Genomic DNA, 19,314 nt, shown 5'->3' with positions numbered 1-19,314 from the left:
ATATTCTGGCGACCATAGTGCGGTAGTTCTACCTGACTCCATTCCGAACTCAGAAGTAAAATGCCGTAATGCCGATGGTAGTGTGGGGTTTCCCCATGTGAGAGTAGGGCATCGCCAGATTGAATTTAAAGCGAAAGTGAATAACCCCGTATCGTAAGGTCCGGGGTTTTGGCTTTTATAGATTCTTGTATTGGTTTCTCAAGTTGAAAAACAACGACCTTTGTTAATTGCGTTTTAAATGGAAATAGTATAAATTTTGTTTGTAAAAATGAAATGGAATAGAATTTTACTGCTTTTAGAATTTAGAATAATGGCGAGCTAGGTAATTCTACTCATAAAAAATAATATTTATCCACGTCAAGGACGTTCACCATGAGCTATCAAAAACAAGAAAGACTAGATCTAATTGATAAATTTAAAAGACTTGAACCTTTCTATCAGCAATATATGAAAGAGGATAGTGCATTTAGAAATTATCAAAATAATCTCGCAAACAGAGAGCATAATCTCCAAATTATTAATAATTTACAGCAACATATTGAGAATGAAAATTTAGAACAAAAAGCTAAATTAGTTAAAAGTATTCGTGGAAATGGCTGGAAACGCTCTAAATATGTATTATTCAGATCTATTGTATTGTTTTTTATATTTTATAGTTTTTGGGGATTTTGGGGGCACGAACTGTTGAGTTTTTTACCACAGGATTTTGTGTATACTGAAACAATAAACTATAGAAATGAAAATTATACTTCGAGTACTTTATATCTAAAAGAATCTGTATCTTTTTATGGCTTTATTATTTGGGTATTTGTATCTATGTTATTGTCAATATATTTACCTCTCTCTTATTATAAGAGACATAACCTTGGCAAAGGTACATATTCGAATAAAAATATAAAAGGTTTTATTATATTGTTTATATTGTTAAGTGTAATTATATCATTAGGCACTATTTACAATAGATCCTCATTAGATATGCTGCTGTATTATATACAGTGGATGATATTGAATCCATATTTAATCGCTGCAGTTGTAGTGCAGGTTATTTATCTAAGTTATTTAGCTAAAAAAGTAGAGTCAAATTCTTATTATTCAAATAAACCGTATGATGGTTCTTTAGGTAGTTCTATAGAACAAGACTATCATTCTTCAATTAACAGACTTCAAGAAGCACAAAAATGGTTTAATATCTACGATGATTATTGTAAAAAATATGAAGAGAGAAATGGAACTTCAATTTATGAAAACATATTGAACCATCCTATGTATAAAGAAATAAAGGATTCAATTCCTGAGTATTATTTACATCATAGTGCTTATGGAGATACTATTAAAGTTTCATCATCGTGGTTATCTGAGATCCTTTTTATATTACAGACTGGAAGAGCAGATACATTAAAAGAGGCGATCAATGTAAAAATAAGTGATGATAATAGAGATGAAATGCTAGGTAAGATTAAAGCGGCTGAAAGTGCTGCTAGTAGTGCTCAACGTCGAGCTATTCAAGCTGAATTAGATGCTGCTCGTGCAAGAAATGAGGCTCGTAATGCTCAAAATGCGGCGGATGCTGCTAATAGAAGAGCAAGTGATGCTGAGTGGAGAGCAAATCAATCCTATTACAGACAATAATAAACCTTACTCCAATGCTCGATATTTTCTTATTATCGAGCATTATTTATAATTAACTCCCGTTATTTTATATACTTCAAATGAGAAACGAGTGAAAAAAATTTATGTTTTAAAATGGTTCTACCCCTTCAACCCTTCAATTTCTCTCACATTTTCTACCGCTTGATCAGCTTCAATGCGTTGCATAAAAGGTGAAAGTTGCGTTAAATGGTTGAAATCAATCCCTACTACACGACACCAATTCAGCATAATGTAAAGATACGCATCCGCAACCGAAATTGCTTCGCCAAAATAGATATGGCTTTCTAAATGCTCATTAGCAACCGCAAGTTGATCTAAAATCTGCTCTACTGCTTGTTGGCGAATGGTTTTGGTTAATTCCTCATTATCTTTTGCATAACTTGGTAAACGAAATAACGGTACGAATGATTTATGAATATCTGAATTGAAAAACGCTAACCAGCGAGCGGCTTTGGCTTTATCACGGACGGTTTTACTACCAAACAGTTTTGCATTTGGATAAAGCTCATCCAAATAGTGCAAAATTGCCTGATTTTGTGAAAGCACTAAATCGCCATCGACCAATACTGGCACAGCCCCCCTCGGATTTAATGCTAAAAATTCAGGCGATTTAATTAATTCACGTGTTACCGCTTCAAATTCATAATCTGCATTTTCACGTTCTTTTATCCATTCCAACGCTACGTGTGGTACGAATGAACACGCACCAACTAAACCATATAATTTCATAAAATACTCCTATTGTTTCAAAGCATTGGAATTATACTGTTTTGTACAGCTCTTGGCTAATCTGATAAAATAGCCTTATTCTATCATTTCAATTACGCAAACTATGACCGTAACTCAAGACCTTTCCAACCACACGCCAATGATGGTGCAGTATCTGCAACTCAAAGCTCAAAATCCCGATATTCTACTTTTCTATCGAATGGGGGATTTCTACGAGCTTTTTTATGATGATGCCAAGAAAGCCGCAGCATTGCTGGATATTTCACTGACCAAACGTGGGCAATCAGCAGGCGAGCCGATCCCTATGGCTGGTGTGCCGTATCATGCGGTGGAGGGTTATTTGGCAAAATTGGTCGCATTGGGGGAGAGCGTGGCAATTTGCGAACAGATTGGCGATCCCGCAGCATCGAAAGGGCCTGTAGAACGTAAAGTAGTTCGTATCGTTACACCAGGCACGGTCAGCGATGAAGCGCTACTGCCTGAACGACAAGACAACCTCGTTGCGGCAATTTATGAGCACAAAGGCACTTTTGCGATTGCCACGCTCGATATGGCATCGGGGCGTTTTTTGATTAGCGAATTGCCAAGCCAAGAGGCGTTAAGTGCCGAACTGCAACGCCTGCAACCTGCTGAAATTCTCTATGCGGAAGATTTTGCCTACGCAGGTATTCTCAATAATTACAAAGGCTTACGCCGTCGTCCTGTGTGGGAATTTGAGCTTACGACCACTATTCAACTGCTAAATCGTCAATTTGGTACGCAAAGTTTAGCGGGCTTTGGCGTAGAAAAAGCTACTAACGCCCTCTGTGCTGCGGGATGTTTGTTGCACTACGCACAAGAGACACAACGTACAGCTCTTCCACATATTAACAGCATTCATCTCTCACAAAATAGCGAAACCGTGCTGTTAGATGCTGCAACTCGCCGTAATCTAGAGCTTACCCAAAACTTGGCTGGTGGTACGGAAAATACGCTTGCCTCGGTGTTAGACAAATGCGTTACTCCAATGGGTAGCCGCTTGTTAAAACGTTGGATTCATCAGCCCATTCGTGATGTGAAAAAGCTCAAAGAGCGGCAGGATATTATTGAAAGTTTGCAAAAAAGTGAGCAAATTGCACCGCTTCAACAGGCGTTGCAAAATGTAGGCGATATGGAGCGAATTCTGGCGCGAGTGGCATTGCGTTCGGCACGTCCGCGCGATTTTACTCGCTTGCGTTCTGCATTAGAACAAATTCCAGAGATTAAACAGCATTCGCAACAATTAGCACCAAATTTGGATATTTTACTTGCACAATTGGCGAATTTTGATGAACTAGCTGACTTACTCAAGCGGTCGATTATTGATAATCCGCCGCAATTGATTCGTGATGGAGGCGTGATTGAGGAAGGCTACAATGCAGAGTTGGATGAATGGCGCTTGCTTTCAGCGGGTGCCACCCAATATTTGGAAGATCTGGAAATTCGCGAGCGGGAAGCGACGGGCATCGATACGCTGAAAATCGGCTTTAATGCGGTGCACGGCTATTACATTCAAATCAGCCAAGGGCAGGCACATAAAGCGCCGATTCACTACGTGCGTCGCCAAACGCTTAAAAATGCCGAGCGTTATATCATCCCTGAGCTGAAAACCTACGAAGACAAAGTGTTGAAAGCGAAAGGGGCATCATTGGCGTTGGAAAAGCAACTTTACGATGAGTTGTTTGACTTGTTAATGCCTCGCTTGGGCGAATTGCAATTAGCCGCAATGGTGCTTGCTGAATTGGATGTGTTGGTAAACCTTGCCGAACGTGCGGAAAATCTTGGATATGTACGTCCAACCTTCAGCCCGCAACGCATTATCAATATCAAAGAGGGTCGCCATCCTGTGGTGGAACGGGTGATTAAACATCCGTTTATTGCTAATCCTGTTTATCTGAACGCTCAACGTCATTTATTGGTGGTAACTGGCCCGAATATGGGGGGAAAAAGCACCTATATGCGTCAAATTGCGTTGATTACACTGATGGCGTATATCGGTAGTTTTGTGCCAGCCGAGAGTGCGGAAATTGGGGCGATTGACCGCATTTTCACTCGCATTGGGGCAAGTGATGATTTAGCCTCGGGGCGTTCTACCTTTATGGTGGAGATGACTGAAATGGCGAATATTCTCCATCAAGCCACAGAAAACAGTTTGGTGCTGATTGATGAAATTGGGCGCGGTACTTCCACTTATGACGGGCTTTCGCTGGCGTGGGCGTGTGCAGAATGGTTGGCGAAGAAAACGCAATCACTCACCCTATTTGCGACCCATTATTTTGAGCTAACCAGTCTGCCAAGCCAGCTCAAGGGCGTAGCGAACGTGCATTTAGATGCCCGCGAACATAATGACACCATCGCTTTTATGCATTGCGTGCAAGAGGGGGCAGCAAGTAAAAGTTACGGTTTGGCAGTAGCCGCGTTGGCGGGGGTGCCGAAGCCTGTAATTGCCTTGGCAAAACAGCGTTTGGCACATTTAGAGACACTCTCCGAGCAACAAAAAGTAGGCGAAGAAAACCCGCAGGCAGATTTACTCTTTTCACAAGAGGTTGTTGAAAATCCACCGCTTGTTGCACAAGAAAGTGCCGTGGAATTGGCATTGAGTGAGATTGAGCCAGATGAGCTTACGCCCCGTCGAGCATTAGACGAATTGTATAAATTGAAGAAGTTGTTAAAAGGAGAGTTTCTCCGTTAATCTCTTAACATTACCTATCATTTTGAGTTGTAAGCGGTCGAATTATGTAAAAGTTTTGCAAAATTCGACCGCTGATTTTTTTATCCGTTTTAATCTATGGTAGAATTTCAAACTTTTACTGGATAGATTCTGCGTGCGTGGAATTTTATTCCACACACTCTACCGTTTATTTGTAGGGTGTGTGAATGCTTGTCACTCAAGCACGCTATATAAAACGGAAAAACAATGGAACGAAACTTAGTCGAATTTTTAACAAAAACCTTAGATGATTTAAAAGCGCAAGATATTTTGGCAATTGATGTGAAGGGTAAATCAAGCATTACTGATGCGATGATTATTGCTACAGGAACCTCTGTTCGTCATGTGGTTTCAACGGCGGATCGTTTAGCTCAAGAGGCGAAACAAGAGGGCTTTGAAGTGTTTGGTGATGAAGGTAAAGCGGTTGCCGATTGGATTGTAGTGGATTTTGGCCAGGCAATTGTGCATTTATTGCAAGCAGATGCCCGTGAAATGTATCAACTTGAGAAGCTTTGGGCGTAAGCGATGAAAATTCAGCTAATTGCTGTGGGTACGAAAATGCCCGATTGGGTAAAAACGGGATTTGAGGAATATCAGCGCCGTTTTCCGAAAGATATGCCGTTTGAGCTAATTGAAGTCCCTGCGGGCAAGCGGGGTAAAAATGCCGACATTAAGCGCATTTTAGAACAAGAAGGCAAAGCAATGTTGGCTGCTGCAGGCAAAGGAAAGGTCGTCACTCTTGATATTCCTGGCAAACCGTGGACAACCGAGCAATTAGCCAGCCAGTTAGAATGCTGGAAAAACGATGGACGCGATGTTTGTTTGTTGATTGGTGGGCCAGAAGGTTTGTCTCCAGAGTGTAAACAGGCAGCAGAACAGAGCTGGTCGCTTTCTCCGCTGACCTTACCTCACCCAATGGTGCGGGTGATTGTAGCGGAAAGTTTGTATCGGGCGTGGTCGCTCACGACGAATCATCCGTATCATCGTGAATAAATTTTCGCTCCCTCAGTAAACGGAGGGAAGGAATAGAATAAGCGGTTAAAATCTTAGGAAATTCTGCAATCTGAGCAAAATATGTTTGGAAAACTAGTAAAATTAATGTCGCCAAAACCGAATGAAAAGGTTCGAAATGGGCAAGCGGAGAGCAATTTGTTTATCCGCCGTGCAGTGATTGCGTTCATTGGTGTGTTGGCATTAACGGGCGTGTTGCTCGCGAACCTCTATCACCTGCAAATTAGCAGTTATGAGGACTACCAAACACGCTCGAATGGTAACCGTATTAAGTTGTTGCCTGTGCCACCGACGAGGGGGCTTATTTATGACCGAAATGGGAAGGTGCTTGCTGAAAATATTACCTATTTTGGGCTGTTTATCGTACCTGAAAAAACGCAGGATTTAGAACAGACGTTAGTTGAGCTCAAAAGTATAGTGGGATTAACGGATGATGATATTGAAAACTTCCATAAAGAGAAAAAACTCGCTTCTCGTTACACCCCGATTTTACTTAAAGCGGATATGAATGAAGAGCAGATAGCACGTTTTGCGGTGAACCAATATCGCTTCCCGAGTTTAGATGTGCAGGCGTATTACAAACGGAATTATCCCTATGGTGAAACGCTGACTCATATTTTGGGATATGTCGCGAAAATTAACGAAAAAGATAAGAAAAAGCTACAAGAAGACGGAAAATTTGGTAATTATGCGGGTTCGCACGATATGGGTAAACTCGGCATTGAGAAATATTACGAAGACCAATTGCACGGGCAAGCGGGTTTTGAAGAGGTGGAAATTAACAACCGTGGTAAGGTGATTCGCAAGCTTCGTGATCAAGAAGGTATGGCGGGTAGTTCCTTACGTTTAACCATCGATATTGAGTTACAACAATACGTTCAAGATTTATTGAAAGGGCAGAAAGGCTCGGTGGTGGTGTTGGATGCTCGTGACAGCAGCGTATTAGCGATGGTGACCAGCCCAAGCTACGACAACAATTTATTCGTGGGCGGTATTTCGGGCAAAGATTACAAAGCTTTGTTAGAAGATCCTGCTCGCCCGCTTTATAGCCGTGCGACACAAGGAACTTACCCACCTGCTTCTACCGTTAAACCATTCTATGCGGTAATGGGCTTGGCAGAGGGCAAAATTACGCCAAATACGACAGTGTTTGACCCTGGTTTCTGGATTTTACCAGGCACAACTCAGCGTTATCGTGACTGGAAGAAATCAGGGCACGGTTCAACCAATGTGAATAAGGCGATTACTGAGTCTTCTGATACGTTCTTCTACCAGCTTGCTTACGATACAGGAATCGATAAAATGGCGGAGTGGATGACCAAATTCGGCTTTGGGCAGAAAACGGGCATTGATTTGTTTGAGGAGTCAGCAGGCGTTTATCCAACCCGCGACTGGAAGCGAGCTCGCTACAAAAAACTATGGGTGCAAGGCGATACTATCCCTGTTGGGATTGGGCAAGGTTACTGGATTGCTACGCCATTACAAGTGGCGAAAGCTTTGGCTGTATTGGTTAATAATGGGCGAGTGAATACACCGCATTTAATGAAAGAGATTATTCATGCGAACTCGGTTGAGCTGTATAAAGATCCGTTGCTTTACGAAGATATTACGGGCGTGCCAGAGCGTTTTTGGAACGTGGCGAAACTGGGCATGTATAACGTCATTAACGCAGGTAATGGTACGGGTAAAAAGGCGGGGGGCTCGTTCTACCGTGCGGCGGGGAAATCGGGGACAGCACAAGTGTTCAACTTGAAAGGTGGAAAATATGATAAAAACGCCTTGAAGAAAGAGTTGCACGATCATGCGTGGTTTATTGCTTACGCACCTTATGATAATCCGAAAGTGGTGGTTGCGACCATTTTAGAAAACGCAGGCGGTGGTGGAGCGAATGCAGCACCTGTGGTGCGCCAAGTGATGGATTTTGCTTTAACGCATACACTGAAAAATGAGGGTAATTTGCAATCTTCACCACAAAATTCACCGATTGTGTCTCCTGTACCTGCGTCCTCTGTTCCAGAAACGACTAAGGAAAATGTGAATGAGTAACCGATTTAGAAAGGTCTTTTGGAAAGTTTTTTCGCTCGATTTATGGCTCTTGTTGGGGTTGTTTGCGATTACGGGCTATGGCTTGTTGGTGTTGTATAGTGCCAGTGGTGGTAGCGAAAAAATGTTCACTAACCGCGTAATGCAGGTGTCTTTAGGCTTGGGAGTGATGTTTGTGATGGCGATGATCCCGCCTCGCACCTATAAGCAAATTTCGCCCTATTTGTATACGGTCACTATCGTTATGTTGGTAATGGTGGATGTGTTCGGGGAAACCAGTAAAGGGGCTCAGCGTTGGCTGAATTTGGGCTTTGTCCGCTTTCAGCCGTCGGAGATTGCAAAATTGGCTGTGCCGCTGATGGTGGCGACTTTCTTGAGTAATCGACCGCTTCCACCGAATTTCCGCGACACAGCTATTGCGTTGGCGATTATTGTTTTTCCAACCTTACTTGTGGCAGCACAACCTGATTTGGGAACCTCAATTTTGGTTTGTGCCGCAGGAATTTTTGTGCTTTTCTTGGCAGGATTAAGCTGGAAATTGATTTCTGCAGGTGTGGTCTTTTTGGCGGGATTTATTCCGATAATGTGGTTTTTTTTGATGCACGATTATCAAAAAACGCGGGTAATGACCTTGATTGACCCTGAGAAAGATCCACTTGGTGCGGGCTACCATATTATTCAATCGAAAATTGCGATTGGTTCGGGAGGCTTGCACGGCAAGGGCTGGATGGAAGGCACTCAATCACAGCTGGAATTTCTGCCAGAACCGCATACCGACTTTATTTTTGCGGTGTTAAGCGAAGAGCTTGGAATGATAGGGGTGCTGATTCTGCTCGGCATTTATCTCTTTATCATTGCACGTGGTTTAATGCTAGGGGCGAAGTCAGATAATGCGTTTGGGCGCATTCTTTCGGGCGGCACGGCATTACTCTTTTTTGTGTATGTTTTTGTAAATATTGGGATGGTGAGTGGCATTTTGCCCGTAGTTGGTGTACCCTTACCGCTGTTTAGCTATGGTGGAACGTCTTATGTGACGTTGATGGCGGCGTTTGGATTGATGATGTCAAGCTATGTACATCGTAAAAAAACACACAGCGACAACCCCTATAATAAGCTAAAATAGTAAGAAAAACAAAGACTTGGCTTACGTTGCCTTGAAGCTCGGCTTTTGTTTTTTGAATAAATTTAATCAAACATTAAACTTTTGCTTTTTTGCGGTATCAAAAAGCATAGACAAGGTCAGTTATCGATTAGATTAACAGTCACTATTTTCTCTATCAGTGATAACTTGTTGAGAAAATGGGCAATACAAACATCGTTACAAGCGAAACGATATCAAAATGAGGAATACATACTTATGCGATTAAGTAAAATTGTAACCCTGTTGTTAGCTGGATTCTTCACATTCGGAACATTGAATTCTGTTGCAGCAACTAAACACGCAAAAACGGCGATTGTGTCAAAACAGACAAAGGCACAAACTCCAAAGAAGACGCTAAAAGACGCTTCAAAAGCGACAAAGCAAGCGGTGAAATCCGCAAAGAAAAATGTAAAGAAAACCCTTTCTTTAGCAGACAAGCATAAAAATACGCCACGTTCTCATTATCAATCTGGTATGGCAAGTTATTATGCGGATGAATTTAACGGCCGTCGCACAGCAAATGGCGAACGTTTTGATAATACGGCGATGACAGCTGCTCATCCGTCTTTACCTTTTGGCACATTGATTGAAGTAACCAATATGCGTAACGGTAAGACGGTGGTTGTTCGGGTGAATGATCGTGGGCCTTATGCTCACGCTCGAGTGTTAGATTTATCGAAAAATGCCGCACGCCAATTAGGTATGCATAATACAGGCACAGCCAAAGTGAAAGTGGCTGTGTTAGACAAAAACAAACGCCTAGAATTAGCAGAAAAGAGTTAATTTTACGCAATTTGTTTTAATTCATCATAAAAGGGGTTGTTGAGCATTCAACAAGCCCTTGATTAGTTTATAGAGATTTTCAACCCAACGTTATCGGACACTTTATATGAAAAAAAGATTATTAAAACTTGCCGGCCTTTCTGCCTTAATCCTTTCTTCAACCGCTTTGGCAGATGCCACTACGGATTTTGGCATTGCCGCACCGCAATTGAATGCGCAAACTTATATTTTAATGGATTACAACTCTGGTGCGGTATTAGCGAGTCTTAATCCCGATCAACGTCAATATCCTGCTTCATTAACGAAAATGATGACCGCTTATGTTGTGGGTGAAGCAATAAAACAAGGAAAAGTACACAATAGTGATGTTTACACCGTGAATGAAAATTCATGGGCACAAAAATTCCCAGGTTCATCACTGATGTTCTTAGATTTGAATAAACAAGTGACTGTGGGCGAGTTAATGAGAGGCTTAATTATCGTTTCAGGTAACGATGCGGCAGTGGCTTTAGCAGAGCATACTTCAGGATCGCAAGCTTCTTTCATTGATGAAATGAATAAGCATGCTCAACGTTTTGGCTTACAAAACACGCACTTTACCACCGTGCACGGCTTGGATGACCCAAACCAATACTCTTCAGCACGAGATATGGCGATTATCGGCACTCATGTGATCCGCGATCAGCCAGAGGAGTACAAAATTTATTCAGAAAAAGAGTTCCAATATAACGTGAAAAAACCACAGCCAAACCGTAACGGTTTATTGTGGGATAAAACCATGAACGTGGATGGAATGAAAACAGGGCATACCGATAAAGCTGGCTATAACTTGGTGGCGTCAGCGACCAATTCAAATATGCGTTTGATTTCTGTGGTAATGGGCGTGCCGACTTATAAAGGTCGTGAAGTGGAAAGCAAAAAATTACTTCAATGGGGTTTTGCGAACTTTGAAACGGTGAAATCTCTACCAGCAGGTAAGGCAGTAAAAGAAGAGAGCGTGTACTACGGTGACGTAAACAAGGTACAATTAGGTTCTGTGCAAGATAGTTTTATCACGATTCCAAAAGGCAAAGCGGGCGAGCTTAAAGCACGTTATGAATTAGACAATAAAGGCTTAGAAGCCCCACTTACGCAAGGTCAAGTTGTCGGCAAAGTGATTTACCAATTAGATGGCAAAGATATTGCTTCAACACCACTTCAAACCTTACAAGCCGTAGGCGAAGCGAGTATTTTTGGTCGTGCGTGGGACTGGGTTGTACTCACTGTGAAAAGCTTGTTTAACTAATCAGCTCTTGCAACTGAAAATTTAGACCTTATATAGGCACGCAATAAGCGGTAGGATTTTTGCAAAAGTTTGCCAAAATCTTACCGCTTCATATATTAAAGAGAGGAAAGAATATGACAAATAAAACTGTAAACTTACAAGATTTACCCCAAGCAAAATTAAAAGATTTACTCGAATTCCCATGTGATTTTACCTTCAAAGTGGTAGGCACACATCGCGATGGTTTAGTGGATGATGTAGTCGCTGTGACTCAAATTCACGTAAAAGGTGATTATACTCCTCGCGAACAACGTAGTAGCAAAGGCACTTATAATTCGGTTTCGATTGATATTGTGGCTGAACACATCGGTCAAGTGGAAACCCTTTATGAAGAACTTGCGAAAATTGAAGGCGTAAGAATGGTGCTTTAATAAATTTCTTTTATTGCGGAGAATAAATCTCGTGAGATTTCCCTCTCCCATAAGGGGAGGGGAATTAATATTTTCATCTCAAAATCCCCACTATGAACACAAAACTGATTATTCGCCAATTGGGCGTGCAACCTTATGAAAAAATCTGGCATAAAATGCAGGATTTCACCGACAACCGCACCGAAGAAACTCAAGATGAAATCTGGCTAGTGCAACACCCCAGCGTTTTTACACAAGGTTCAGCAGGCAAGCCAGAACATCTCATTCATCAAACTAATATTCCAGTCGTGCAATCGGATCGAGGCGGGCAGATTACCTATCACGGAATTGGTCAGCAGGTGATGTATGTGCTGATCGACATCAAGCGCTTAAAAGCCCAGGGGCACGACGTTTCTGTACGTGATTTAGTTACCGCACTTGAACAATGTGTGGTGAAAACCTTGGCGGATTATGGTGTGGAAAGCTACCCAAAACCAGATGCACCAGGGGTTTATGTGGAGGGGCGAAAAATTTGCTCATTAGGACTTCGTATTCGTAAAGGTTGTTCGTTCCATGGGCTAGCACTTAATATCAATATGGATTTATCACCGTTTCACAACATTAACCCGTGCGGTTATGCAGGGCTTGAAATGTGCCAATTAAGCGAATTGAATAATCAGAGTAATTTAACCTGTGAGGATGTCTCCCAAAAATTGGTCGCCCACTTTGCCGCGATTTTAGGCTATAATATGCAACAATTTATTAACAACGAGGAAAACGAATTCTAATGACAACGGCAACGAATACGCCAGCGAAACTCACACCGTTCAAAATGGAACGAGGCGTGAAATATCGTGATGCAGCGAAAACTTCTGTTATCCAAGTTCGCAATATCGACCCAGATCAAGAGTTACTCAAAAAACCGAGCTGGATGAAAATTAAACTACCAGCAAGTTCGGCAAAAATCGACAGTATTAAAAACGGGATGCGTCGCCACGGCTTACACTCAGTGTGTGAAGAAGCCTCTTGCCCGAACTTACACGAATGCTTCAACCACGGCACGGCAACCTTTATGATTATGGGGGCAATTTGTACCCGCCGCTGCCCGTTCTGTGATGTTGCACATGGTAAACCTCTGCCACTCGACCCAGATGAACCGCGTAAAGTGGCTGAAACTGTGCAAGATATGAGACTCAAATATGTGGTAATTACTTCGGTAGACCGAGACGACTTGCCAGACCGCGGTGCAGCCCACTTTGCGGCAACCGTGCGTGAAATAAAGGCGTTAAATCCAGAGTGTAAAGTGGAAATTCTCGTGCCAGACTTCCGTGGACGTGTTGAACAAGCGGTCGCAATTTTGAAACAAAATCCACCTGATGTGTTCAACCACAATTTGGAAAATGTGCCACGCTTATACCGCGAGGTTCGTCCTGGGGCGGATTATCACTGGTCGCTCGAATTACTTAAAATCTTTAAAGAAGAGTTCCCAGATATTCCAACTAAATCGGGCTTAATGGTCGGTTTAGGCGAAACTAACGAAGAGATTTTGGAAGTGATGCGTGACTTACGTGCTCAAGGTGTAACGATGCTCACCGTAGGGCAATACCTCCAACCAAGTCGTCACCACTTAAAAGTAGAACGCTACGTGCCACCTGAAGAGTTCGATATGTTCCGCACCGAAGCTGAAAAAATGGGCTTCGAACACGCAGCCTGCGGACCATTCGTGCGTTCATCTTACCACGCTGATCTGCAAGCAAAAGGTGGGATTGTTAAATAGCTAGGAGCGTAAACCTTTTACAAGCGGTCGAGATTTGCAAAAATTTTGCAGATTTCGACCGCTTTGTTTTTGAATGTGGCCAGCGGAAATTACCCCATCAAGCGGTCGAATTTATGCTAAAATTCGCAAAATTTTATTTACTAAGATTAACTCTCTCCCACAAGGGGAGAGGGAAAATAATCAGGACCCCCTATGTTAAAACAAGTCTCAGAAAGCCTACTTGCCCCAAGTGGCGTGGAGCTTTCACACCTTTCTCAAGTATTAGATCACTTCTCTAGCCGTCAAATTGACTATGCGGATCTCTATTTCCAACTCAGTCAAGATGAAAGTTGGGCGTTGGAGGATTCCATCATCAAAGAAGGTGGCTTTTATATCGACCGTGGCTTTGGCGTGCGTGCCGTGTCGGGTGAGAAAACGGGCTTTGCCTATGCTGACCAAATCGGCTTGAGTCAGCTAAAGCAATGTGCTGAAGCGGCACGTTCTATCAGCAACGAAAGCGGTCAATGTTTGGTAAAAAATTTCAAAGAAGCGACCGCTTGTCAGCGTTATGCAGCGATCAATCCGCTTGAAACTTTAAGCCGTGAGCAGAAAGTGGACTTACTGCATTTAGTTGATAAAGTGGCTCGTGCCGAAGATCCTCGAGTGGTGCAAGTGAATGCGAATGTATCGGCGATTTATGAAGAGATGTTAGTCGCTGCAACTGATGGCACGTTGGCGGCAGATATTCGCCCGCTGGTGCGTTTGTCAGTATCGGTATTGGTGGAGGAAAATGGCAAGCGTGAACGTGGCTCATCAGGTATGGGCGGTCGCTATGGCTTAAATTTCTTCTTAGAGCCACACATCATCAACGGCGAAATGGTTGGCTACAACCGTGCGGAATATTTAGCGAAAGAAGCGGTACGAATGGCGTTAGTGAACCTGGGTGCAATGCCTGCTCCTGCGGGAACAATGCCGATTGTACTCGGTGCGGGTTGGCCAGGAATTTTACTCCACGAAGCGGTTGGACACGGACTGGAAGGCGATTTTAACCGTAAAGAATCTTCATTGTTTACAGGCAAAATTGGTGAGTTAGTGACTTCACCGCTTTGTACTATTGTCGATGACGGTACAATCCAGAATGCCCGCGGTTCAATGACGGTTGATGATGAAGGCGTGCCTTCTCAACGTAATGTGTTGATCGAAAACGGCATCTTGAAAGGCTACTTGCAAGATAAGCTCAATGCCCGCTTAATGGGCGTGGCACCAACAGGCAACGGCAGACGTGAATCTTACGCCCACTTGCCAATGCCACGAATGACGAATACTTACCTTACCGAAGGTAACCATGAGTTTGAAGAGATGATTGAATCGGTAGAATACGGCATCTACGCCCCGCATTTCAGCGGCGGACAAGTGGACATTACCTCAGGCAAATTTGTGTTCTCCACCGCAGAAGCTTACTTAATTGAGAAAGGTAAAATCACTAAACCTGTAACAGGTGCAACTTTAATCGGTAGCGGGATTGATGCGATGCAACAAGTTTCAATGGTTGGCAAAAAAATGGAAATCGACCCAGGCATAGGTACTTGCGGCAAAGAAGGGCAAAGCGTGCCAGTGGGTGTCGGACAACCAACGGTGAAGTTAGACAAGATTACCGTGGGGGGAAGGGGATAGAATGTTTGTATGCCTAGGGCTTTCGCCCTAGGTTATGCATAAATGTTCCCTATAGGATACTACTCTATGCAACAAACACCTGCTGCACTAACACCATATAAAACAGCGTGCCGACGGAAATGGAAAGAAACATATTCTTTTTCCAAAAATGCAATGCCAACACTAATGCTCCTGCGATAAAGTCGGGCAAGCCAAGGTATCCTGAGAAAATATCAATGTTTTTGTAGCAGTAAATCACCAACATTCCAAACATTGCAGCAGGCAGCACTTTGCCGAGGTAGCGGATATATTCGGGAATTGGGCGGTTGGCAGGGAAGATCCAAAACGGCACCAAGCGGGTGATTTGCACCGCTAAAACGCAAAGCCCGATAGTAATGATGTGTTCGGTAACGGTCATTTGCTTTCCTCCAATTTAACGGTCTCAAGTTTTCTTGCCAACTGTGAGCGGCGTAGGGTTAAAATTACCCAAATACCAATCAATGTTGGGATTAAGAAATGTTCTTTCCCGACTACAATCAGCGACACAAACGCAATGCCTAATCCGAGCAATGAGCTTTCGTGCGATTTTTCTTTCAGCCAATTTTCCGCAAAAATGACCAAGAAAAGGGCGGTCATCGCAAATTCTACGCCTGCTAAATTTACAGGCAACATGCCGCCGAACAGGTTACCGAGTGTTGCACCAATCACCCAATATAAATGCAAGTAGAAAGTCACGAAGAACATATACCAGCCTTTGTCGATGCCTGCGGGGATTTGTGCCATATAGTTGAGCGAGAAGGATTCATCGACCAGCCCGCTAATCAAATACCACCGTTTTTTGCCAAGATGTGCACCGTATTTTTCCAGCATTGAAATGGCGTAAAAAATTTGGCGACCACTCACCATCAAAGCGATCAGAAAAACGCTTAACGGCGAAAAGGGTGCAACCAACGCTCCAGCAGCGATAAATTCGATTGAGCCTGCGTAAATAAGTAATGCCATCAGCATTGGATACAGCACGCCGAAACCGAGGGCTTTCATATAAATGCCGTAGGCGATGCCTAGAAAGAGAAAACCTGCGATCATCGGAGCACTATAAGGCAGTGCTGCTTTTGCGGCAGCTTTTATGCGTTCGCCACGAGAAAGTTCAAGAGTTGTAGATTGCATAAGATTTTTTGGAGTGAAAATGAAGTGAAATATGATACACGAAAATGGTTTTGGGTGTAATGTGTTCGTATCGTTTAGGCAGAAAGTCCATTATAATATAAGCATTTTATTATTAATGGATATAAATGCTTCAGGAACTCTCTCTCCTTGTGGAGAAAGAGGGATAAAAGACGAGGCAAAATTTTCCTTTCTCATCTTAAGGAACACAAAATGGCGTGGGTACAAATTCGTTTAAATAGTACAGATAAACAAGCTGAGCAAATCAGCGATTTTTTAACCGAAATTGGAGCGGTGTCGGTCACCTTTATGGATAGCCAAGATACCCCAATTTTTGAACCGCTTCCAGGAGAAACACGCTTGTGGGGCAATACCGATGTGGTTGGTTTATTCGATGCAGAAACCGATATGAGTGTGATTGTCGAGGCGTTGATTATCAGCCGTTTGGTTGAACCAGATTTCGCACACAAAATCGAGCAAATTGAAGACAAAGATTGGGAACGTGAGTGGATGGATAACTTCCACCCGATGCAATTCGGCAAACGTTTGTGGATCTGCCCAAGTTGGCGTGAAGTGCCAGATCCAAATGCGGTGAATGTGATGTTAGACCCAGGCTTGGCGTTCGGCACAGGTACGCACCCGACCACAGCACTCTGCTTGCAATGGTTAGACAGCTTAGATTTAGAAGGCAAAACCGTGATCGATTTCGGTTGTGGTTCAGGTATCTTAGCCATCGCAGCCTTAAAATTGGGGGCGAAACGTGCGATTGGTATCGATATCGATCCGCAAGCGGTTTTAGCTTCGACCAATAATGCTGAAGCGAATGGTGTGGCGGATCGCCTAGAGTTGTTCTTAGCTAAAGATCAGCCAGCAGATTTACAAGTCGATGTGGTGGTAGCGAACATTTTGGCGGGGCCACTGAAGGAGTTAGCACCGAATATCATCACATTGGTGAAACCGCAAGGGGATTTAGGTTTATCGGGTATTTTAGCCTCGCAAGCCGAATCGGTCTGCGAAGCGTATGCTCATGATTTTAACCTCGATCCTGTGGTGGAAAAAGAAGAGTGGTGCCGCATTACGGGTGTAAAGAAATAATAAAATCAGCGGTGAAATTTGCATTTTATTTTGCTAATTTCACTGCTTGCTGTTTTAAAACACTGCTTCCAAACGCATAAACCCGTTGAAATAGTGCCCCCGATTATTATCTTTATCATTATAAAGACTAATTTCAGGTTGAATAAAGAGCCATTTTCTTAAAATTGGTTGACGATAGGTAACAAAAGGCCCCCAAGTATTAAATTTTGAGCGGTCTTTATCGAATCGCCCACCAGTAAATATGCCATAACTAAGGGTTTTAAAACCGGAAAAAGTATGTTGACGGTAAAGGCTATTGCCCCAGCCCGTTTCTTCTTCCTTATTATGTGTATATTGCAAGAAAGTATGGTTCATAATAAAGGTGCTGTCGCTATCAATATAACGGTTTTCCAAGTTAGTTCGTAAATAGTGGCGACTACGTGAGCCATAACGATAAATTTGTTCGAGACGCGTGCTGAAATTTTCTGTCCATTCCTGTTTTTTGCTGATTCGCAAACGTCCAAATATATCTCCCATTGAGCGTAAACCCACATCAAAATCTGTTTTCACACCAAATTCTTTTGCGGCATTTGACCAACGTAAAGCCATTGATGCATTGTCATTTCTGGCTTGGCGAGCATCATAGTTGCGATTCCGTTCTAAATTTTCGTAGTTTTTCCCAACACGGTTTTTATCGCGGGATTGGTTCTCAATATCCTCGTCCCCGAAGACGACGCTCAAATGTTTTTTCAATACAGGTAATTTAATTTTACCGCGCACACGAGGTTTGTAAGTAAAGCGGCTGTAGCGGTTCCACTCCATATCCATCATTACGCGTAAGCTTGCTGAGGCAGGTTTGCTCTGGTCAGTTTCGCCTAACCAATCGTTAATATTATTTGACCAACTGTGAAGCGATTGTTTAACTGTTTTATGTTGTTGATCTGCCCAAGTGTTTTCGGTTTCTTCTGCATTACTTTGTTCGGCATAGGCAGAAAGGCTTGTTGCCGCAATAAGGGTTGGAATAAGGTAGTTGAGTTTGTTCATTGTGAATACTCTTTATTAGATATGATAGTCAAAATAATAATCCAAAATAGAGCAAGGTTCAAAAGGATTAAGACAAAAAGCGGTCTAATATGCAAAAAGTTTTGCAAAATCAACCGCTTGGGGAAAGCAATTATGCCCAGTATTTATCAATTTCCGCACGGATGGCTTTTTACCGTTTGCGTTCACTAACATTAGCTTGATGTCTTCCGCTACTTTTTTACAAGCCGCTTTAGTCGCTGGGTGAGCTGCTGAAGAAACGGTGAGTCAGTCTGCACCTGCTTTGAATGCCAGTTTGGCTAAAATCGCACCGCTATCGGTAGTTTTTAAGTCGCACCCTATGAATTGTTATGCATTCAACGCCTGGTCAATCATCGCATACACGTCTTCTACGGTTTTGCAGGTGAGGACTTTATCAAGGTTCACACCTGTTTCACTCTCTTCGTCGTCAAGCACTTGGGTAATTTCCATTAAGCCTTCCATATGACGGTCAGAATCGCTACCTGCGAGGATGATAAATACGCTCACGGGTTCGTCTTCGCCTTCAAAAGTCACTGGCTCTTTTAATGTGACCAATGCAAAAGAGGTTTTGATCACGCCTTCTTCTGGGCGAGCATGTGGCATGGCTAAGCCTGGGGCAAGAATGATGTAAGGCCCCATTTTTTCGATGTTGCCGATGATATGGTCGTAGTAGCGCGGTTCGATGGTGCCCGCTTTAACGAGTAAGTCTGTGCCGATTTTAATGGCCTCTTGCCAAGAAGTAGCAGTTTGGTTGAGGGCGATGGAGTGATTTTCAATGAGGGATTCTTTTAACATAGAGTGTCCTTTTTGTTTAATCCTAGGGCTTTCGCCCTAGGTTACGCATAA

General features: G+C 42.9%; 18 protein-coding genes, 1 rRNA gene and 1 pseudogene. 14 read left to right on the top strand and 6 right to left on the bottom strand.

What is annotated here, in order from left to right; genetic code table 11:
- The first annotated feature begins 4 nt into the window (after positions 1–4).
- Both rrf and DPV92_RS08205 read left to right on the top strand, forming a co-directional pair.
- Positions 5–120: ribosomal RNA gene (gene rrf / locus DPV92_RS08210) — 5S ribosomal RNA — on the top strand.
- 252 nt (positions 121–372) lie between these two features.
- On the top strand, positions 373–1,629 hold the full coding sequence (locus tag DPV92_RS08205; protein WP_111354443.1) for a hypothetical protein: 1,257 nt from the start codon (positions 373–375) through the stop codon (positions 1,627–1,629).
- A 120-nt stretch (positions 1,630–1,749) separates the two neighbouring features.
- Here DPV92_RS08205 and DPV92_RS08200 read toward each other — a convergent pair whose 3' ends face one another.
- A complete protein-coding gene (locus DPV92_RS08200) occupies positions 1,750–2,379 on the bottom strand; it encodes a glutathione S-transferase family protein (RefSeq protein ID WP_111354442.1) in 630 nt (209 codons plus the stop codon).
- Between the two features lie 103 nt (positions 2,380–2,482).
- Between DPV92_RS08200 and mutS the strand changes: the two genes are divergently transcribed.
- The 11 genes from mutS to tldD all read left to right on the top strand — a co-directional run bounded on the left by mutS (position 2,483) and on the right by tldD (position 15,189).
- On the top strand, positions 2,483–5,089 hold the full coding sequence (gene mutS, locus DPV92_RS08195) for a DNA mismatch repair protein MutS (RefSeq protein ID WP_111354441.1): 2,607 nt from the start codon (positions 2,483–2,485) through the stop codon (positions 5,087–5,089).
- A 225-nt stretch (positions 5,090–5,314) separates the two neighbouring features.
- Positions 5,315–5,629, top strand: coding sequence for a ribosome silencing factor (rsfS, locus tag DPV92_RS08190; RefSeq protein ID WP_111354440.1), 315 nt, complete (start codon positions 5,315–5,317; stop codon positions 5,627–5,629).
- 3 nt (positions 5,630–5,632) lie between these two features.
- Positions 5,633–6,100 (top strand): 23S rRNA (pseudouridine(1915)-N(3))-methyltransferase RlmH, encoded by a 468-nt coding sequence (rlmH, locus tag DPV92_RS08185; protein WP_111354439.1) that lies wholly within the window; start codon positions 5,633–5,635, stop codon positions 6,098–6,100.
- Positions 6,101–6,181: 81 nt separating this feature from the next.
- On the top strand, positions 6,182–8,164 hold the full coding sequence (mrdA, locus tag DPV92_RS08180; protein WP_111354438.1) for a penicillin-binding protein 2: 1,983 nt from the start codon (positions 6,182–6,184) through the stop codon (positions 8,162–8,164).
- Positions 8,157–9,284, top strand: coding sequence for a rod shape-determining protein RodA (gene rodA, locus DPV92_RS08175; RefSeq protein ID WP_111354437.1), 1,128 nt, complete (start codon positions 8,157–8,159; stop codon positions 9,282–9,284). Before mrdA ends, rodA begins: the two co-directional genes overlap by 8 nt.
- A gap of 234 nt (positions 9,285–9,518) precedes the next feature.
- Complete coding sequence (locus tag DPV92_RS08170) at positions 9,519–10,085, top strand: septal ring lytic transglycosylase RlpA family protein (RefSeq protein ID WP_111354436.1); 567 nt, start codon at positions 9,519–9,521, stop codon at positions 10,083–10,085.
- 106 nt (positions 10,086–10,191) lie between these two features.
- A complete protein-coding gene (locus DPV92_RS08165) occupies positions 10,192–11,370 on the top strand; it encodes a D-alanyl-D-alanine carboxypeptidase family protein (RefSeq protein WP_111354435.1) in 1,179 nt (392 codons plus the stop codon).
- Positions 11,371–11,483: 113 nt separating this feature from the next.
- On the top strand, positions 11,484–11,780 hold the full coding sequence (gene ybeD / locus DPV92_RS08160; RefSeq protein WP_005708074.1) for a DUF493 family protein YbeD: 297 nt from the start codon (positions 11,484–11,486) through the stop codon (positions 11,778–11,780).
- A gap of 92 nt (positions 11,781–11,872) precedes the next feature.
- Positions 11,873–12,547, top strand: a complete 675-nt coding sequence (gene lipB / locus DPV92_RS08155; RefSeq protein WP_111354434.1) for a lipoyl(octanoyl) transferase LipB — start codon at positions 11,873–11,875, stop codon at positions 12,545–12,547.
- The gene (gene lipA / locus DPV92_RS08150) at positions 12,547–13,536 is read left to right on the top strand and encodes a lipoyl synthase (RefSeq protein WP_111354433.1); all 990 of its coding nucleotides are present in this window, start codon (positions 12,547–12,549) and stop codon (positions 13,534–13,536) included. The genes lipB and lipA overlap by 1 nt, the downstream gene beginning before the upstream one ends.
- A 192-nt stretch (positions 13,537–13,728) precedes the next feature.
- On the top strand, positions 13,729–15,189 hold the full coding sequence (tldD, locus tag DPV92_RS08145; RefSeq protein ID WP_111354432.1) for a metalloprotease TldD: 1,461 nt from the start codon (positions 13,729–13,731) through the stop codon (positions 15,187–15,189).
- Positions 15,190–15,253: 64 nt separating this feature from the next.
- Here the strand turns inward: tldD and DPV92_RS08140 are convergent, their stop codons facing one another.
- Together DPV92_RS08140 and azlC are read right to left on the bottom strand one after the other, a co-directional pair.
- Entirely contained in the window at positions 15,254–15,586 is a 333-nt protein-coding gene (locus DPV92_RS08140; protein ID WP_111354431.1) for a branched-chain amino acid transporter permease, read from the bottom strand.
- Positions 15,583–16,335 carry an azaleucine resistance protein AzlC gene (gene azlC / locus DPV92_RS08135; protein WP_111354430.1) on the bottom strand — a complete coding sequence of 251 codons (753 nt, stop codon included), beginning with the start codon at positions 16,333–16,335 and terminating at the stop codon, positions 15,583–15,585. Before azlC ends, DPV92_RS08140 begins: the two co-directional genes overlap by 4 nt.
- 210 nt (positions 16,336–16,545) lie before the next feature.
- On the opposite strand from azlC, the gene prmA reads away from it, so the two are divergent.
- Complete coding sequence (gene prmA / locus DPV92_RS08130) at positions 16,546–17,427, top strand: 50S ribosomal protein L11 methyltransferase (RefSeq protein ID WP_111354429.1); 882 nt, start codon at positions 16,546–16,548, stop codon at positions 17,425–17,427.
- 54 nt (positions 17,428–17,481) lie between these two features.
- Here prmA and DPV92_RS08125 read toward each other — a convergent pair whose 3' ends face one another.
- The 3 genes and pseudogenes from DPV92_RS08125 to DPV92_RS08120 form a co-directional block, all read right to left on the bottom strand.
- Positions 17,482–18,450 (bottom strand): hypothetical protein, encoded by a 969-nt coding sequence (locus tag DPV92_RS08125; protein ID WP_111354428.1) that lies wholly within the window; start codon positions 18,448–18,450, stop codon positions 17,482–17,484.
- 201 nt (positions 18,451–18,651) lie between these two features.
- Positions 18,652–18,789 (bottom strand): annotated as a pseudogene (locus DPV92_RS10080) (orotidine 5'-phosphate decarboxylase / HUMPS family protein); the annotation flags it as partial.
- A 6-nt stretch (positions 18,790–18,795) separates the two neighbouring features.
- Positions 18,796–19,263: a PTS sugar transporter subunit IIA gene (locus DPV92_RS08120; protein ID WP_111354427.1), complete on the bottom strand. Its 468-nt coding sequence runs from the start codon at positions 19,261–19,263 to the stop codon at positions 18,796–18,798.
- Positions 19,264–19,314 lie beyond the last annotated feature (51 nt).

The organism is Pseudohaemophilus paraphrohaemolyticus (assembly GCF_003253115.1).
In the GTDB taxonomy this organism is placed as follows: domain Bacteria; phylum Pseudomonadota; class Gammaproteobacteria; order Enterobacterales; family Pasteurellaceae; genus Haemophilus_A; species Haemophilus_A paraphrohaemolyticus_A.
Note: the sequence above shows the minus strand (reverse complement) of the source record. Positions and strands in the feature narration are given on the sequence as shown.

Excerpts from the sequence above, each read along its gene's own strand:
- rodA (WP_111354437.1), top strand. The coding sequence starts at position 8,157 with ATGAGTAACCGATTTAGAAAGGTCTTTTGGAAAGTTTTTTCGCTCGAT.
- mrdA (WP_111354438.1), top strand. The coding sequence starts at position 6,182 with ATGTTTGGAAAACTAGTAAAATTAATGTCGCCAAAACCGAATGAAAAG.
- DPV92_RS08200 (WP_111354442.1), bottom strand. The coding sequence starts at position 2,379 with ATGAAATTATATGGTTTAGTTGGTGCGTGTTCATTCGTACCACACGTA.
- DPV92_RS08140 (WP_111354431.1), bottom strand. The coding sequence starts at position 15,586 with ATGACCGTTACCGAACACATCATTACTATCGGGCTTTGCGTTTTAGCG.
- lipA (WP_111354433.1), top strand. The coding sequence starts at position 12,547 with ATGACAACGGCAACGAATACGCCAGCGAAACTCACACCGTTCAAAATG.
- DPV92_RS08125 (WP_111354428.1), bottom strand. The coding sequence starts at position 18,450 with ATGAACAAACTCAACTACCTTATTCCAACCCTTATTGCGGCAACAAGC.
- tldD (WP_111354432.1), top strand. The coding sequence starts at position 13,729 with ATGTTAAAACAAGTCTCAGAAAGCCTACTTGCCCCAAGTGGCGTGGAG.
- lipB (WP_111354434.1), top strand. The coding sequence starts at position 11,873 with ATGAACACAAAACTGATTATTCGCCAATTGGGCGTGCAACCTTATGAA.
- DPV92_RS08170 (WP_111354436.1), top strand. The coding sequence starts at position 9,519 with ATGCGATTAAGTAAAATTGTAACCCTGTTGTTAGCTGGATTCTTCACA.
- mutS (WP_111354441.1), top strand. The coding sequence starts at position 2,483 with ATGACCGTAACTCAAGACCTTTCCAACCACACGCCAATGATGGTGCAG.
- azlC (WP_111354430.1), bottom strand. The coding sequence starts at position 16,335 with ATGCAATCTACAACTCTTGAACTTTCTCGTGGCGAACGCATAAAAGCT.
- ybeD (WP_005708074.1), top strand. The coding sequence starts at position 11,484 with ATGACAAATAAAACTGTAAACTTACAAGATTTACCCCAAGCAAAATTA.
- prmA (WP_111354429.1), top strand. The coding sequence starts at position 16,546 with ATGGCGTGGGTACAAATTCGTTTAAATAGTACAGATAAACAAGCTGAG.
- DPV92_RS08205 (WP_111354443.1), top strand. The coding sequence starts at position 373 with ATGAGCTATCAAAAACAAGAAAGACTAGATCTAATTGATAAATTTAAA.
- DPV92_RS08165 (WP_111354435.1), top strand. The coding sequence starts at position 10,192 with ATGAAAAAAAGATTATTAAAACTTGCCGGCCTTTCTGCCTTAATCCTT.
- rsfS (WP_111354440.1), top strand. The coding sequence starts at position 5,315 with ATGGAACGAAACTTAGTCGAATTTTTAACAAAAACCTTAGATGATTTA.
- rlmH (WP_111354439.1), top strand. The coding sequence starts at position 5,633 with ATGAAAATTCAGCTAATTGCTGTGGGTACGAAAATGCCCGATTGGGTA.
- DPV92_RS08120 (WP_111354427.1), bottom strand. The coding sequence starts at position 19,263 with ATGTTAAAAGAATCCCTCATTGAAAATCACTCCATCGCCCTCAACCAA.